Source organism: Arthrobacter sp. TE26545, assembly GCF_056279005.1.
In genome coordinates this window covers 4,096,125-4,110,553 of sequence record NZ_JBWBQM010000001.1, presented here as the reverse complement: position 1 = coordinate 4,110,553, position 14,429 = coordinate 4,096,125, and the positions used below count along the sequence as shown (strand labels likewise).

The 14,429-nt window shown below is 67.5% G+C and carries 14 protein-coding genes and 1 pseudogene; 7 read left to right on the top strand and 8 right to left on the bottom strand.

Features of this window, described 5'->3' with window-relative positions; all coding sequences use genetic code 11:
- Positions 1–231: 231 nt before the first annotated feature.
- The gene (locus ACZ9CK_RS18800; protein ID WP_476050931.1) at positions 232–918 is read right to left on the bottom strand and encodes a LysR family transcriptional regulator substrate-binding protein; all 687 of its coding nucleotides are present in this window, start codon (positions 916–918) and stop codon (positions 232–234) included.
- Between ACZ9CK_RS18800 and ACZ9CK_RS18795 the strand changes: the two genes are divergently transcribed.
- The 3 genes and pseudogenes from ACZ9CK_RS18795 to ACZ9CK_RS18785 all read left to right on the top strand — a co-directional run bounded on the left by ACZ9CK_RS18795 (position 906) and on the right by ACZ9CK_RS18785 (position 3,996).
- Positions 906–1,196, top strand: a complete 291-nt coding sequence (locus ACZ9CK_RS18795; RefSeq protein ID WP_476050938.1) for a hypothetical protein — start codon at positions 906–908, stop codon at positions 1,194–1,196. The two genes, ACZ9CK_RS18800 and ACZ9CK_RS18795, sit on opposite strands and share 13 nt — an antisense overlap.
- A gap of 248 nt (positions 1,197–1,444) precedes the next feature.
- Positions 1,445–2,876 (top strand): annotated as a pseudogene (locus tag ACZ9CK_RS18790) (amino acid permease); the annotation flags it as partial.
- Between the two features lie 262 nt (positions 2,877–3,138).
- Positions 3,139–3,996 (top strand): SDR family NAD(P)-dependent oxidoreductase, encoded by an 858-nt coding sequence (locus ACZ9CK_RS18785; RefSeq protein WP_476050758.1) that lies wholly within the window; start codon positions 3,139–3,141, stop codon positions 3,994–3,996.
- Between the two features lie 157 nt (positions 3,997–4,153).
- On the opposite strand, the gene ACZ9CK_RS18780 is transcribed toward ACZ9CK_RS18785, so the two are convergent.
- The 4 genes from ACZ9CK_RS18780 to ACZ9CK_RS18765 are packed head-to-tail and all read right to left on the bottom strand — an operon-like array spanning position 4,154 to position 7,252.
- Positions 4,154–5,215 (bottom strand): sulfate/molybdate ABC transporter ATP-binding protein, encoded by a 1,062-nt coding sequence (locus tag ACZ9CK_RS18780; RefSeq protein ID WP_476050757.1) that lies wholly within the window; start codon positions 5,213–5,215, stop codon positions 4,154–4,156.
- A complete protein-coding gene (locus ACZ9CK_RS18775; protein ID WP_426301241.1) occupies positions 5,212–6,039 on the bottom strand; it encodes an ABC transporter permease in 828 nt (275 codons plus the stop codon). Before ACZ9CK_RS18775 ends, ACZ9CK_RS18780 begins: the two co-directional genes overlap by 4 nt.
- Positions 6,036–6,845, bottom strand: a complete 810-nt coding sequence (modA, locus tag ACZ9CK_RS18770; RefSeq protein ID WP_476050756.1) for a molybdate ABC transporter substrate-binding protein — start codon at positions 6,843–6,845, stop codon at positions 6,036–6,038. Before modA ends, ACZ9CK_RS18775 begins: the two co-directional genes overlap by 4 nt.
- Entirely contained in the window at positions 6,842–7,252 is a 411-nt protein-coding gene (locus tag ACZ9CK_RS18765; protein ID WP_426301237.1) for a TOBE domain-containing protein, read from the bottom strand. The genes modA and ACZ9CK_RS18765 overlap by 4 nt, the downstream gene beginning before the upstream one ends.
- 118 nt (positions 7,253–7,370) lie before the next feature.
- On the opposite strand from ACZ9CK_RS18765, the gene ACZ9CK_RS18760 reads away from it, so the two are divergent.
- Complete coding sequence (locus ACZ9CK_RS18760) at positions 7,371–7,769, top strand: DUF5997 family protein (protein WP_426301235.1); 399 nt, start codon at positions 7,371–7,373, stop codon at positions 7,767–7,769.
- A 68-nt stretch (positions 7,770–7,837) separates the two neighbouring features.
- Here the strand turns inward: ACZ9CK_RS18760 and ACZ9CK_RS18755 are convergent, their stop codons facing one another.
- Together ACZ9CK_RS18755 and ACZ9CK_RS18750 are read right to left on the bottom strand one after the other, a co-directional pair.
- A complete protein-coding gene (locus ACZ9CK_RS18755; protein ID WP_476050755.1) occupies positions 7,838–9,208 on the bottom strand; it encodes an MFS transporter in 1,371 nt (456 codons plus the stop codon).
- Between the two features lie 120 nt (positions 9,209–9,328).
- Positions 9,329–10,987, bottom strand: a complete 1,659-nt coding sequence (locus ACZ9CK_RS18750) for a helix-turn-helix domain-containing protein (protein WP_426301231.1) — start codon at positions 10,985–10,987, stop codon at positions 9,329–9,331.
- Between the two features lie 72 nt (positions 10,988–11,059).
- Between ACZ9CK_RS18750 and ppnP the strand changes: the two genes are divergently transcribed.
- From ppnP to ACZ9CK_RS18735, 3 genes are all read left to right on the top strand, one after another.
- On the top strand, positions 11,060–11,371 hold the full coding sequence (gene ppnP / locus ACZ9CK_RS18745) for a pyrimidine/purine nucleoside phosphorylase (protein WP_426301229.1): 312 nt from the start codon (positions 11,060–11,062) through the stop codon (positions 11,369–11,371).
- An 89-nt stretch (positions 11,372–11,460) separates the two neighbouring features.
- Positions 11,461–12,051 carry a hypothetical protein gene (locus tag ACZ9CK_RS18740; protein ID WP_426301227.1) on the top strand — a complete coding sequence of 197 codons (591 nt, stop codon included), beginning with the start codon at positions 11,461–11,463 and terminating at the stop codon, positions 12,049–12,051.
- A 58-nt stretch (positions 12,052–12,109) separates the two neighbouring features.
- Positions 12,110–13,021: an NADP-dependent oxidoreductase gene (locus ACZ9CK_RS18735; RefSeq protein ID WP_426301225.1), complete on the top strand. Its 912-nt coding sequence runs from the start codon at positions 12,110–12,112 to the stop codon at positions 13,019–13,021.
- A 65-nt stretch (positions 13,022–13,086) separates the two neighbouring features.
- On the opposite strand, the gene ACZ9CK_RS18730 is transcribed toward ACZ9CK_RS18735, so the two are convergent.
- Positions 13,087–14,397 carry a cytosine permease gene (locus ACZ9CK_RS18730; RefSeq protein WP_476050754.1) on the bottom strand — a complete coding sequence of 437 codons (1,311 nt, stop codon included), beginning with the start codon at positions 14,395–14,397 and terminating at the stop codon, positions 13,087–13,089.
- Between the last annotated feature and the right edge of the window lie 32 nt (positions 14,398–14,429).

Genomic DNA, 14,429 nt, shown 5'->3' with positions numbered 1-14,429 from the left:
CAAGGTTGTCTCCTCATTGAGTGCTTCCCTGGAAAGCCTTCGGGAAACGCACACAGCGGGTCAACGAGGTGCACAAATTTGAACAGAAACTAACGCCGAGGGGAGGCGGTGGGTGGGGCCACGCCGCCCGGGTTCCCTGGCTGAGCGTAGCGAGGCAAGGGAGGCGGTGGGTGGGCCCACGCCGCCCGGGTTCCCTGGCTGAGCGTAGCGAGGCAAGGGAGGCGGTGGGGATTAGCGCTTGCCCTTCTTCCGCGAGCCCCGACCGCGGCCCTTGTCCGGGTTCGGGGCGTAGCGCTGCGCCACCTTCTTGGCGCCGGCACCGGAGCCGCCGCCACCGCGGCGGTCCGGTTTGGGGGCCTTCTTCGGCGCCTCCTGCTTGGCCGAGGGCTGGCGCGAACTGTTCGCAGTCCGGCCGCGGACCACGCCGATGAATTCCTCGACCACCTCGTCCGTGGCGTCCTTGGGCCAGGCCAGGGCGATCCGGGTTCCTTCGGCACCGTGGAGGCGGCGGGCCACGGTGTCCTTGACGTTGAAGTGGCGGGCCATGGGCATCGGCATGATCACCAGGCCGGCGCCCGATGCCACTACCTGCAGCGCCATCTCCGGACCGCCCATTGCGGCGATGTCCAGGAAGTTTTCCTCGGCCAGGTCGGCCAGTTCCACGTCCTCGAAGACCGTGATCTCGTGGCCTTTCGGCGCCACGACGGCGGGCTGCTCTTCGTAGAGCGGGATGACGTGGAGGTCTTCCTGGTCCACAGGCAGACGGACGAAGCTGAGGTCCGCGGAACCGTCGCGCAGCACCGAAAGCTGGGCGCCGTCGTCGGACATGAAGGAATGCAGCGGAACGTCCGGCATGCGCTCTTCCCAGCGCCGGATCCATTTGCCCGGCATCACCCCCGGAACGTATGCGAAGCGCAGCTCGCGGCGGCTTCCTGTGGCGTCGGTCGCTGTTTCGCCTGGCGCTGTTTCGTCTGGCGCTGTTTCGTCTGGCGCTGTTTCGTCTGGCGCTGTTTCGTCTGGCGCTGTTTCGCCGGGCGCTGTTTCGCCTGGCGCTGTTTCGCCTGGCGCTGTTTCGTCGGAGGCGGGGGCGGGATCGTGGTCGGCTGGCACCACTTCACAGTACCTCTTGGCGGCAAAGCGGACCCGCCCACGGCGAGCTGCGGGCCAAGATAGCAGCAAACCCAAGCAATGCTTGAAACAATTCCGCCCCAGCATCAGCACAGCTGTTGCTCGGGCGGCTAGCGGGAAGCCCATCGGTGACGATCGTTTGCCAATGTGCCTGAGCTCTCATGAGCCCTCCGGGGTGATGTTAGCTTGATCACCGGAATGGTCCCGGCGGGTGTTTCCCCCATACCCTGAAGACCAGAACCCCGCAGATTCCGGCGTTGTCCGGCTCTTTCTGTGCGCCCAACTCTTGCCTATGCACTAATCCCACGGAGGATCAATGAGCGCTGCTCCGCTCCAAGAAGCCGACACACAGGGAACCCCGGCAGAACCGGCCAAAGCTGGCCTCAGGCGGTCTATGGAAGCCCGCCACCTGGTCATGATCGGCCTCGGCGGCGTGATCGGTTCCGGGCTGTTCGTCAGCTCCGGGTACACGATCTCCCAGGCCGGACCGCTTGGCGCGGTCATCGCCTACCTGATCGGCGCCGTCGTCGTTTACCTGGTGATGGCCTGTCTCAGCGAACTTGCCATCGCCTACCCCGTCTCCGGCGCGTTCCACATCTACGCCGCCCGCTCCATCGGCCCCGCCACCGGCTTCACCACCGCATGGCTCTACTGGCTGACCTGGGCCGTGGCCCTCGGCTCGGAATTCACTGCCGCAGGCCTGCTCATGCAGCGCTGGTTCCCGGACGTCCCGGTGTGGATCTGGTGCCTGGTCTTCGCGTCCGTGCTGTTCTCCATGAACGCCATCTCCTCCCGCGTGTTCGGCGAGAGCGAGTTCTGGTTCGCGATGATCAAGGTCGCCGCCGTCGTCGGCCTGATCATCCTTGGCGGGGCCGCGCTCCTGGGTTTTCCACCCGATGGCCAGCGGCGACTACCCGCAACTGTTCGAGAACTTCTCGACCTCTGCGGGCCTCTTCCCGAACGGCTTCACCGGCGTGCTGGTCACCGTGCTCGTGGTGTTCTTCGCGTTCTCCGGGTCCGAGCTGATCGGCGTGGCGGCCGGCGAAACCACGGACCCGGCACGGAACATCCCCAAGGCCATGCGGACCACCGTGCTGCGCCTGGTGATCTTCTTCATCGGCGCGATCGTGGTCATCGCCGCCACCATCCCCTACGACAAGGCCGGCCTCGACGAGAGCCCCTTCGTCACGGTCTTCTCCAGCATCGGCGTCCCGTATGCCGCGGACATCATGAACTTCGTGGTTATCACCGCCCTGCTTTCGGCGGGCAACAGCGGCCTCTACTCCTGTGCCCGGATGCTTTTCTCGCTGGCCGACGAGGGCCACGCGCCCAAGGCCTTCGCGAAACTGACCAAACGCGGCATCCCGCTGCTTGCCCTGGTCGTCAGCATCTTCGGCGGCCTCGCCTCCCTGATCAGCAGCATCGTGGCGCCCACCACCGTGTACCTGGTGCTCACCTCGGTTGCCGGTTTCGCCACCGTGGCTGTCTGGATGTCGATCGTGGCATCCCACTACTTCCACCGCCGCGCCTTCGTCCGGAACGGCGGGGACCTCTCCACCCTGCCGTACAAGGCTCCGCTCTTCCCGCTGGTCCCGATCCTGGCCTTCGTGGCCTGCCTTGGCTCCATGATCGGCATCGGCTTCGATCCCACCCAGGCTCCGGCCCTGTACTTCGGCGGCCTCTTCACCGTGGCCTGCTACGTGTTCTTCCACTTCCGGTACCGGAAGCGCGGGCAGGCTCCGGCGGCTGCCGCGGCTGATCCGGCCGGCGCTAGCACGACGGATGCAGAGGACGACGACGCGAAGGTTCCGGCCGGCGTCGGCGTGTAGCGCTACCGCCAGGTGAACAACAGAGCCGCCCGGGTTCCCCGCGAACCCGGGCGGCTCTTCTGTGCGGGCGAAGTTGTGCGGGCGAAGTCGTGCGGGCGAAGTCCGCAGTCTGGTCAACCCGACCCTGGTGTGCTGTGATGTTGCCCAGTCGAAAGGCACAAGGCCGCAGGAGGCGAAGACGATGGCTTCCATGGAAGGCGCCGTGGCGCTGGTGACGGGCGCGACCGGCGGCTTGGGGAATGCCGTGGCAAGCGGCCTTGCCCGCGAAGGCGCTTTGGTGGTGGTGGTCGGCCGCTCCATGGCCCGGGCGGAACAGGCGATGGAGGGCATCCGTGCGCTTGTGCCTGCCGCAGTCCTGGAGCCGCTGGCGTGCGATCTTTCGGACCAGTCCTCCATCCGCGCAGCCGCGGCCCGGTTCCTGTCCCGCCATGACACTCTCGACGTCCTTGTCAACGCGGCGGGAGTGTTCCGCAAGGAGCGCCACGTGACCCCCGACGGTCTTGAACTGACCTTCGCCACCAACGTGATGGCCTATTTCCTGCTGACCAAGCTCCTGCTGGATCCCCTCAAGCGCGCCGCCGCTTCCGGGCCGCGCACCTCGCGCATCGTGAACATCTCGTCCAGGTACGGGAACACCAAACTCAAGTTCGACGACCTCCAGACCGCGCAGGGCACGTACAGCTACCTGCGTTCGACTCCGCCGACGATGCTCGCCCGCGTCCTCCTCACCCAGGAGTTCGCCGAACGGCTTGCCGGCACGGGCGTGGTGGCGAACGCCGTCCACCCGGGGCTGGTCAGGAACACGACCCTGCTGCAGGACGTCGGCGGCCCTTTCCGCTGGATCACGAACACCTTCGGGGCACCGGCCGAAAAAGCGGCGGACACTCCTCTCTGGCTCGCCACCTCGCCGGAGACGGCGGCGGTCTCCGGAAAGCTCTGGGCCAAGCACAAGGAGCTCCCGACACCCGGCATGGGATCGGACCCGGAAGCGCGTCGGCGCCTCTGGGACGCCTGCTCGCACCTGGCCGGGATGCCGTAGGGTCCGTCTAGGAGTCGAAACCCAGCCCGACGGCGTCGAGGCACCGGGGCGCCGAATTCGCGGGAGCGCTGCCCGCTCGCGGGAGCGCTCCGGCGAACTGGAAGTGTTCCCACGAGTCCGGCATGCGAACGCCGGTACGCCCGACACCGCGCGGCAGCTACGCCCCGTACACCTGCACCTCGGCAGACTTCACCACGAAGAACACCTGCATCCCCGGCTCCAGGCCCAGTTCGGCCGAGGCCGCGGGGGTGATGTCTGCGGCCAGATCCCCCGCGCGCACGCGGATCCCGCCCGCGTGCGGCTCAAGTTCCGAGATCACCACGGGCAGGCAGTTGCGGGGGCTGCCGTGCGGGCGCTCAAGGAAGACGGACACGGCCGACGGCGGGAAGGCGGCGACGCCGGGCTCCCCGGCCAGTGCCTCGCCGTCGGGGGTTCCGGAGACAGCCTGCCCACCTGCGGCCCCGGCGCCTGAAACGAGGAGCCCCTCCGCGGTGACCGTGCCCGAGAGCAGGTTCAGCCCCGCGAGCCCGGCGGCGAAGGCGCTGCGTGGGCGCGCCAGCACCTCCCGGACAGGGCCTTCCTCCACAATCCGGCCCTTCTCCAGCACCACGATCCGGTCCGCGAGCATGAGGGCGTCGAGCACGTCGTGCGTGACGATCACCGCGCTCCGCCCGGCCAGCACCCGCTTTAGGAGTCTGCGCAGGTGCGGGGCGGCGTGGATGTCCAAGGCGGCCATCGGCTCGTCGAGCAGCAGGAGTTCCGGATCGGCGGCGAGGGCGCGGGCCACGGCAACGCGCTGCGCCTGCCCGCCGGACAACTGCCCGGGGCGGCGCCCGGCCAGGTCCAGCGCCCCCACATCGGACAGCCAGCGCCGCGCCGTCTCGCGGGACTTTGCCTTGGCCTCGCCCGCGCTGCGCGGCGCGAACGCCACATTGTCCAGCACACTCAGGTGCGGGAACAGCAGCGCCTCCTGGGCCAGCAACGCCACCCCGCGCCGGTGCGGCGGGACCCAATCCTGCCGGCCGCCGTCACGCTCGAACAGCACCCTGCCCCCCAAACTGGCGGAGCCGGCGTCGGGCTTGACCAGCCCCGCGGCCGCGGCGAGCAGGGTGGACTTCCCGGACCCGTTCGGGCCGAGAATCGCCACGGTCTCCCCGGGTGCCACCGTGAATTCCGCGTCCAGGCGCCCGCGGACCCGGGCCACCATCCGGAACGTCATGCGGCCACCTGCCTCGCGGGCTTCCGGTAGGACAAGCCGACGACGGCCACCGCCACCGCCACCAGAAGCAGGGACAGCGCGACGGCGGCATCGGCGTCGGACTCGCGCTGCAGGTAGATTTCCAGCGGCAGGGTCCGGGTGACGCCCTGCAGGCTCCCCGCGAAAGTGAGGGTGGCGCCGAACTCGCCCAGGCTGCGGGCGAAGGACAGCACGGCGCCCGAGGCCAGCCCCGGCATCACGAGCGGCAGGGTCACGCGGCGCAGCACCGTGGTGGGCGGCGCTCCCAGGGTGGCTGCGATGGCTTCGTATTTGTTTCCGGCGCTGCGCAGCGCGCCTTCGAGGCTGACCACCAGGAAGGGCAGGGCCACGAAGGCCTGCGCCAGGACCACGGCTGTGGTGGAAAAGGCGATCTGGACACCCGCCAGTTCAAGCGATTTCCCCAGCAGGCCCTGGCGCCCGAAGGTGTAGAGCAGGGCGATGCCGCCCACCACCGGCGGAAGCACCAGGGGCAGCAGGACGAAGGCCCGCAGCAGGCGCTGCCCGCGGAACGGGCGGCGCGCCAGCACCATGGCCAGCGGCACCCCGAACACCAGGCACAAAACGGTGCTGGCAGCAGAGGTGCGGAGGCTCAGGCCGAGCGCGTCCAGGGAAGCGGCCGACGTCACCAGGGGAATGAACTGGCCCCAATTGACCTTCGCCAGCATCGCTACCAGAGGGAGCAGGACGAACAGGGCCCCGACGGCGGCGGGCAGGTACAGCCAGCGCGGAACGCCGCTGTAGCCGTGGCCGCCGCCGTCCTGGGAAGCGTTCAGGGGAGGGTTCACGGCGCGCCGAATCCGGCGTCGGCCAGGACCTTCCTGCCCTCACTGCCGATGACCAGCTCGATGAACGCCCTCGCCAGCTCCTTGTTCTTGCTGGGGCCGACGGTAGCGATCGGGTAGGTGTTGACGGCCTGGCTAGCCTCCGGGAACGTGATGCCCTTGACCTTGCTGCCGGCGGTCTTCACGTCGGTGACGTAGACCAGGCCGGCGTCGGCTTCGCCGGAGGTGACCTTGCCGAGGACGTCGGTCACCGAGGCTTCCTCGCTCACGGGCTTCAGTGTGGTTCCGCTGGCCTTCTCCACTTTTTCGGTGGCGGCGCCGCAGGGCACCTGGGGCGCGCAGACCACCACCTTCACGCCCGGCTTGGCGAGGTCGGCTAAGGACCAGACCGACGCCGGATTGGCCGGCGGAACGGCGATCTCCAGGACGTTGGTGGCGAAGTTGGTGGGTTCCCCGTCCAGCAGGGAGGCGTCGGAGAGCTTGGCCATGTTCTTGGTGTCAGCCGAGGCGAACACATCGGCTGGGGCGCCCTGGCTGATCTGGGTGGCCAGGTCCGAGGAACCCGCGAAGTTCAGCGTGACCTTGGTCCCGGGGTGGCTCGCTTCGAACTGGGTGGCCAGCCCGGTGAACGTCTTCTTCAGGGATGCCGCGGCGTAGACGGTCAGCGTGCCGGACAGCGTCGGGGTCGCGCTTGCGTTGCTGCCGGCCGGGCTGCTTGCCGGGTTGCCGTTCCCGGCGCACCCGGCAATGCCCGCTGCGAGGGCACCGGCGGCCAGCAATGCCGCGGCCTTCCGGAAGGTGGCCCTCATACGATGCTCTTTCCCTGCGGAGTTTCGATGATGACAGTGGTCGCCTTGACGACCGCGGTGGCCACGGAGCCCAACTCCAGTCCGAGTTCTCGCACGGCTTCGCTGCTCATGAGCGACACCACGCGGAAGGGCCCGCACTGCAGTTCCACCTGCGCCATGACCTTGTCCGCCGTGATCCCGGTGACGAGGCCCACGAAGCGGTTCCTCGCCGAGCTGCCCACACGGGCGGGATCCTCCGGCAGCGCAGCCTGTTCGCGGGCCAGGTGGGCCAGCTCCAGCCCGTCCACCACCACGCGTCCGGACTCGTCCTTCTTCCCGGTCAGGGCCCCGTTGTCGATCCAGCGGCGCACGGTGTCATCGCTCACGCCGAGGAAGCGGGCGGCCTCTGAAACTCGTATCTGCGGCATGGATTCATCATAGGTACGCATTTACGGTGCTACGCAACGAATTTCTCCGCAAACACATATATGACCAGCAGGCCGCCTTCCGCGCCGCGCACCCGCGTCCCGGGGATACCCTTGAACAATGAAATCCCCGAGCCCCCAAGCCATGAAGCCGGCCACCGCTGCCAAGAAGCTTGGCATCTACCTGCCCGCAGCTCCCCAGGAGTTCCAGGATTCGGCCGTCACCCGTGCCGAGTTCGCGGAACTGCAGTCCAACCCGCCCGAGTGGCTGGCCGAGCTGCGCCGCAACGGCCCGCACCCGCGCCCGGTGGTTGCCCAGAAGCTCAACATCTCCATCGCCGGCCTCGCGCGCGGCGGCATCACCGAGCCGCTGACGACCGCGGAAATCACCGCCCTGCTGGCCGCACCGCCGCAGTGGCTCGTCGTCGAACGCGCCACCCACGCCGCCGTCCGCTCAGAAGCCCAGCGCATCAAGGAAGCAAAGAAGGCAGAAGAAAAGGCGAAGGGCAAAAAGGCCTGATAGGCCCGGGCGGGAGTCCCACCCGGGCCTATGCGCCCTGCGACCGCAGTGCGCTGCACCGCGCGAATCTACACCGTGTGAACCGGCCGCGTGGGCACCTGGCTTTGCTCATCGGCAAGAGCCGTGCGCGTGGTCTCCGCGCTCATCAGCAGGCCGGCCAATGACAGCACGCCGATGCCCATCAGGAAGAAAGCCGGCGAACTCGCATTGCCCGTCACCGCGATCAGCCAGGTCCCGATGAGCGGTGCCACGCCGCCGAAGAGCATGGCACCCACGTTGAAGGGCAGGGCGAACCCGAGATAGCGCGAGCGGGTGCCGAACAGCTCGGTGAAGAACGACGGGAATACGGCGTCGTTCATCGCGAAGAACATCAGCGACACGATGAGCACGAGGGTCGCCAGGATGACGCCTCCGAACGAGAGCAGCGTCATGATCGGATAGCTCAGGACGATGAACGCGATGCTTGAGATCATCAGCGTGCGCTTGCGGCCAATGCGATCGGAAAGGCGCGCGGCAATCGGGATGAAGGTGATGTGCGCAAGAAGTCCGATTGTGACCACCAGCGTTGCGTTAGCCTCGCTCATCCCCGCCTCCGCGATAAGGAAGGACGGCGTGTAGCTCAGCAGCAGGTAGTAGGCGCCTGCATTGAGCGACATGACGAGCAAGGCCTTGAGCATCGAGGGCAGGCTCTTGAGCGTCTCGCGCCAGTGGCGCACGCTTCGCTCCCCGCCCACCGCCAAATCACGCTGCTCCTTTTCGATCTCGAGCACCCGGCGGAACTGCGGAGTGTCTTCCACACGCGTACGGAGCCAGAGACCGACGATGCCAAGCGGGCCGGCGATGAGGAACGGAATCCTCCATCCCCACTCCTGCATGAATTCGGGCGAGGCACCGGCGTAGAGAAGGGTTGCCATGAGGGAGGCTGCCAGGAAGCCCGCCGCAGCAGCAATTGGTACCACGCTGGTGAGCAGGCCACGCTTCTCAGCCGGGGCATACTCGGCAACAAATGTACCCGCGCCCGCATACTCGCCGGAGGCGGAGAAACTCTGCGTCATACGCAGCAGCAGGAGGAGAACCGGTGCGACGAGCCCGATCGTCGCGTACCCCGGAATGAAGCCGATGGAGAAGGTCGCTCCGGACATGAGGAGGATCGTCGTCGCGAGGATCTTCTTCCGTCCCACCTTGTCGCCCAGGCTGCCCCATACGATGGCGCCGAGGGGGCGTACCAGGAAGGAGAGCGCGAACACACCGAAGGTACTCATCAGGGCAACAGCGCGGTCCTCGGGCGGGAAGAAGACGACGGCGATCGTCGTTGCGAGGTAGCTGTAGCTCGCGTAGTCGAAGTACTCCAGCAAGGTGCCGAGCCCGCTGGCTATGACAACCCTGCGGAGCATGGATCGAGGCACAAAATCAGTGGTGGGGAGAGTCTTGGGCATCATTGGGGGCTCCTCGTTGAGAACGAGATCGAGGCGGCTGGGCCGCAGCTTGGAATGTGAGCTCAATCATGTCAGCTAGCCCGTTCTGGGAATATGGCCCCACCGGCGAACTTTGGATCTGGTTTATGGACGCGGCGGATAACCATTCGCGTCGTCGCGGAAGCCGCGGGCTTTCAGGGCCAGCCACATCTCGGTCTGCGCATCGATGCCGTCCAGATCGTGCCCGGTAAGTTGGGCGATCCGTTGTATCCGGTTCCGCACCGTATGGCGATGGACACCCATCCGTTCGGCAGTTGCCTCGATGGAACGGCGCTCAAGAAGCCAGGTGTGGAGCGTGAGGAGCAGGGATTCGCCGCCGCGCGAGTGCTCGATCGGGGCCAGCGCAGCGGCGGAGAACAATTCCAGATATTCGGAAGGGGCGGCGCGGATGAGGAACTCATGCGAGGCTCCGTCGACGTACTCGATGGGCGCTCCGACACGGCGGCTCGTCTCGAGAGCCAACGCGGCTTGCCTGATGCTGCGGGCGGAACGCTCAGGAGCTCCGGGGGTGCCGATCCCCGTCGGGACATCAAGGCCGTAGTCTGCGAGAGCCTGACGGGGTTCCACCGTTGCCAGGCATTCGACAATACGGTGCCGGTGGCGGATGAAAGGCGCGGCGAGCACCAAGGCAAGATCGTCGACGAGTACTTCGGCGTGGGTCTCGTTGCGCGCTTCGATGGCCACGCCGCGCAGCGCGCCCGAATCAATGCCGAAGCTCCTGAGGAAGGCCCGCGCGCTGCCTTCTTCGGTAAGCGTCAACAGCCGCGCAAACCCGTCGGCACGCTTGCGGCGTGCCGGCTCGTCGAGGAACCATAGGCGCTCGAATTCCAGCGCCAGCAGAGAGCGCAGCGCCGGCGCGGCAAGCTCGGCGGTCGGCCGGCCCGTTGGAATACGGGCGCAGTAGCCACGCACGGTGTCATTGCCGGCGAAGGGGGAAATCTCAAGCGGCTGCTGCGCCGCCGCGGCTCCTGCCTCCGCCAGGGACTCCAGCGTGGTGGAGGACAGGCGGAACTGCTCTCCCAGGCGGGGTGCCTCGTGACTGGCGAGGCGTTCGCCGAGGCTGCCGAGCAGGCCGGACGGGAAGGCTGAGCTGCGGCCGAGCGCCCGCCCCAGCCGGTCGAAGACGGCTACAGGCTCAGCTGTTCTCTGCTGCCAGCCGTCCAAGAGGTCGCCAAAGGAACCGCCTCGTGCCACGATCGCGGTGATCTCCATCTGAAGATCGAGGGGGCGTCTCAGTGCCTCCCGCAGGGCATGCGAGTGAAGGGCCGTGATGGAGTGTGCGATCCGCCCGAAGTCGGCGAACTCCGCAACAAGCAGCGGCAGATCGTGCCCTTCCGCCAATTGGAGCACCTGTGCGGGCAGCGTCTCGAACACGGCCCCGGCACCGAGGCCGATGATGAGAGCTGACGCGCCCGCGCCCGTAACTCCGGAAAGGAACTCCTCCCAGGCGGCCCAGTCCTCGCCGAGGTGGAGTCCGCTTGTCAGCACCAGTTCGCCGCCATGGAGCTCCGGAACCGGACCTCGCTGCTCGACGGTAATCGGGATTCCGGCTTCCCTTTCCGCGCCGTTGCCAGCGTGGGCGATCGTCAGACCCAGCCCTTCAGCCAACGCGAGCCTGGCGACCGTGAACACTTCTCCATCAAAATTCACGGCCCCATCGTAGCAATCATTTCGATCAGCAGAGTGTCCGTGGTGGCGAGAAAAATATTGCCAAAGTGTACGGTCGGGCGATTGTTCGGTCATATCACCCTCGGTAGATTCGCAGCAGGCCGCAGACAGCGGACCGAAGACGACAACACCGCAATTGGAGCATTCATGATCGGGCAGAACGAGTACTTTGAAGGACAGGTCCGCAGCCTTGAATTTCATAACGAGCAGGGAAACTTCACAGTGGGAGTGATGGAGCCCGGCGAGTGGACGTTCGAAGCCCCCGTCAAGGAATGGATGCATCTCGTCCGCGGCACCTGGGACGTACAGCAGCCCGCCCGCCAAGGGGAGTGGAGGACCTACAAGGAAGGTGAACGGTTCGAGGTCCCAGGCGGGACCGACTTCACCGTCCGGGTGAGGGACACTGTCGCTTACCTCTGCCCCTACACCGGCGAATTCCTCGGCCACCTGGACATGTAACTCGCCGACCGCGCAGCCCCACTCGCCACCGCTGCGGCGCCGGCGCATACTGGAGAAAAGGCGGCCCTGCAGCGTGCGGAGGTGTCCAGATGTCCGCCATATCCGGAGTCCAGCTGAGCCTTTGGCAGACCGTCTTCTGGGCGGCGCTGCTCGTGACGGCAGTGGCGGCCACCGTCCTCTCGCTACGGAAGAAGCAGGGACAGGAGCCGGACGCCTTCTTCTGGAACGCCTTCGCCGGGCTCGTGGTGATTTTGCCGGCACTGCTCGTTCCCGCTCTGCTCTCCCCCGCCGTCGGGCTCGTCCTGTTCTGCCTCGCGGCCGCCACCGCCCTCGCCGCCCTGTTCGGCGAACGGAAGGTGGGTGAACTGCGCCGGCAGCAGAACATGCACGCCGCCACCGCCGCGCGGCACCGGGACATCCTCCGGCGGTGGCAGCTCTACGAGCTCGACCCCGGCCGGCAGATCGACTACCCGGCCATGAGCGATGCGCGGGTTCCGTCCACCGCGGAGCTTTTCCGCGCCATGCGACAGGCGGAGTCCTCCCGCTTGATGGCCGACGGCGGGTACCCGGCCGCCGTCGAGCAGCTCGCCCGGGCGCTGGAGGACGCCGAGAGCGCGGCCGGAGCCGCTGTACCGTCACCGGGGGTCACGCTCCTTCACGCACCGAAACCTCCGGAATAACGTGCCGCCGGCGTTGCTTGCACCGTGCACCAGGCAAACAACGAGCAAGGAGGACGGCATGGCACGCGCAGTACGGTACGAACAGTTCGGTGGACCCGAGGTCCTGAAGGTTGTGGAGGTCGAGGAACCGCATGCGGCTCCGGGCGAGGTGAGGGTCCGCGTATCGGCCGCCGGCCTGAACCCGGTGGACTACAAGATCTTCCACGGCGGCCCGGCTGCTGAAGCGTTCGGTGGCGCACCCGGCTCCGGCGTGGGCAACGACTTCGCCGGAGTCGTTGATGAAATCGGCGAGGGCGTCACGGAATTTACCGTCGGCGATCGCGTCTACGGCGGCAAGCGCCACGAGGCCATCGCGGACTTCGTGGTGACAACTCCCTCGGCGCTGCACCGCACGCCGGACGGCGTCACGGACGAGTTGGCCGCCGGGCTCTCCATCGCCGGGCGGACGGCCGCGGCGGCAATCGACCAGCTGGAACTGGGCGCCTCGGACACTGTGCTGATCGGCGGCGCGGCCGGCGGCGTCGGCGTGCTGGCCACCCAGTTGGCCGCCCGCACGGGGGCCACGGTGATCGCCACCGCGTCGAAGCGGAACCACGATTTCCTGCGCGGACTGGACGCCATTCCAGTCAGTTACGGGGACGGCCTGGCGGACCGGGTGAAGGACCTCGGAACGCCGACGGCGGCAGCGGACCTCAACGGCGTCGAAGTCATCGAAACGGCCAAGGAACTCGGTGTTCCGGCCGGGCGCATCACAGCCATCGCGGCCCATGGCCACGGCGGCGGCGGCTTCGTGGCGACCGGCGGCTCGGACGCGGCGGCCGACGCCCTGCCCCGGATCGCGGAGGGGCTGGCTGACGGCTCGCTCGTGCTTCCCCTGGAGGCTAGCTATCCGCTGGATCAGGTGGCCGACGCGTACCGCCGGCTCGAACAGGGGCACGTGCGCGGCAAGATCATCATCACGCTCAACTAAAGACCGGGACGGCAGAAGGGGCCGGTACCGCCCAAAGCGGTGCCGGCCCCCTCCTGCAAGTACGGCTAGGCCGCGGCCGTCCTGCCGGCTAGCGATTCGATCGCAAGGTATGCCGCGAGCCCGACGAGCAGGCCCACCACCGCGTCCGAAAGCATCGGCGCACCGAAGTGGACCACGACGGCGGCCACGGCACCGATCGCCCAGGCGATGAACGCCGTCGGGCGGATCTTCGACTCGGCACGGCCCGCAAGGCGCTTGCGCAGGATGATCTGGTCGGCGATGAGCACGGCACCCAGCGGCGGAACGATCACCCCGAGGAACGCGAGCCAGTTCACGAAGAGGCTCCAGACGCCCAGCAGGGCCACGGCGACGCCGATCACGCCCAGCACCAGGGTGAGCAGGCGCATCTTCGAGCGGGTCAGGTGGGACCAGCCCAGGGCGCCGTTGTACAGGCAGTGCGTGCACACCGAGCCGAGGTTGATGACCACGAAGACCACCACCAGGGCGTTCAGGAGCGGGTTGTCCACACCGGTGAGGATCGGCGTGAAGTCGCCGCCGGCGGTCTGGGCCGAGGCGATCGCGCCAGCTGCCACCAGCAGGCCGCCGCTGAGCTGGGCGATGAGGCTCGCGAACGGGAACGCGGTAGCGGTGGCGAGCACCGCTTCGCGGCCGTTCTTCGACCAGCGGGTGAAGTCCGCCGTCATGGTCCCGGAGTCGGCGAAGGTGGCCATGATCGAGGTGACGGCCACGCCGAAGGTCATGGCACCGCCGCCCACGCCCTGGAAGTTCACGATCTGGCCCAGGTCGTGGCTCTGCGCAGCGATCGCGATGGCGATGACCACCGCGACGATGAACAGCGGAGCCGCGATCGCACCCAGCCAGGACAGCGCCTTGATGCCGAGGTAGGTCACCGCGATGAACGCGACGCCTGCGATCGCCACTACCAGGGTCTCGTTCCAGCCGAAGGCCTTGTTCAGGCTGGCCCCGGTGGCCCCGGTGTTGAAGGCGAACCAGCCCACCACCACGGTGGCCAGGAAGCCGGAGGCAATGGCATAGCCGGCTGTGCCGAATGTCTCCGTGGCCTGCAAGGCGAAGCTCTTGCCCGTCTTGCCGGCCCGGTAGCTGAGCAGGCTGACGTAGACGAACATGATGAGGTTTGCCACGACGATCGCGGCGAGACCCTGCCAGAAGCCGAGCAAGGCGACCACGAGGCCACCGGGCACGGCGTTGGTCAGGATCATCGGGAATCCGAACCAGACGGCCGAAACCGTAAGGAGGGATTTCCGGTGGGTCTGCGGGACCGGGGTGTGCTCGAATTCGGATTCGAGCCCGGCCTCGACGGCGGTGCTTTCAACAGTGCCCGGCGGAGTCGTCATCGCCACAACTGCTTTCTCTTAGGGGTTTCTGA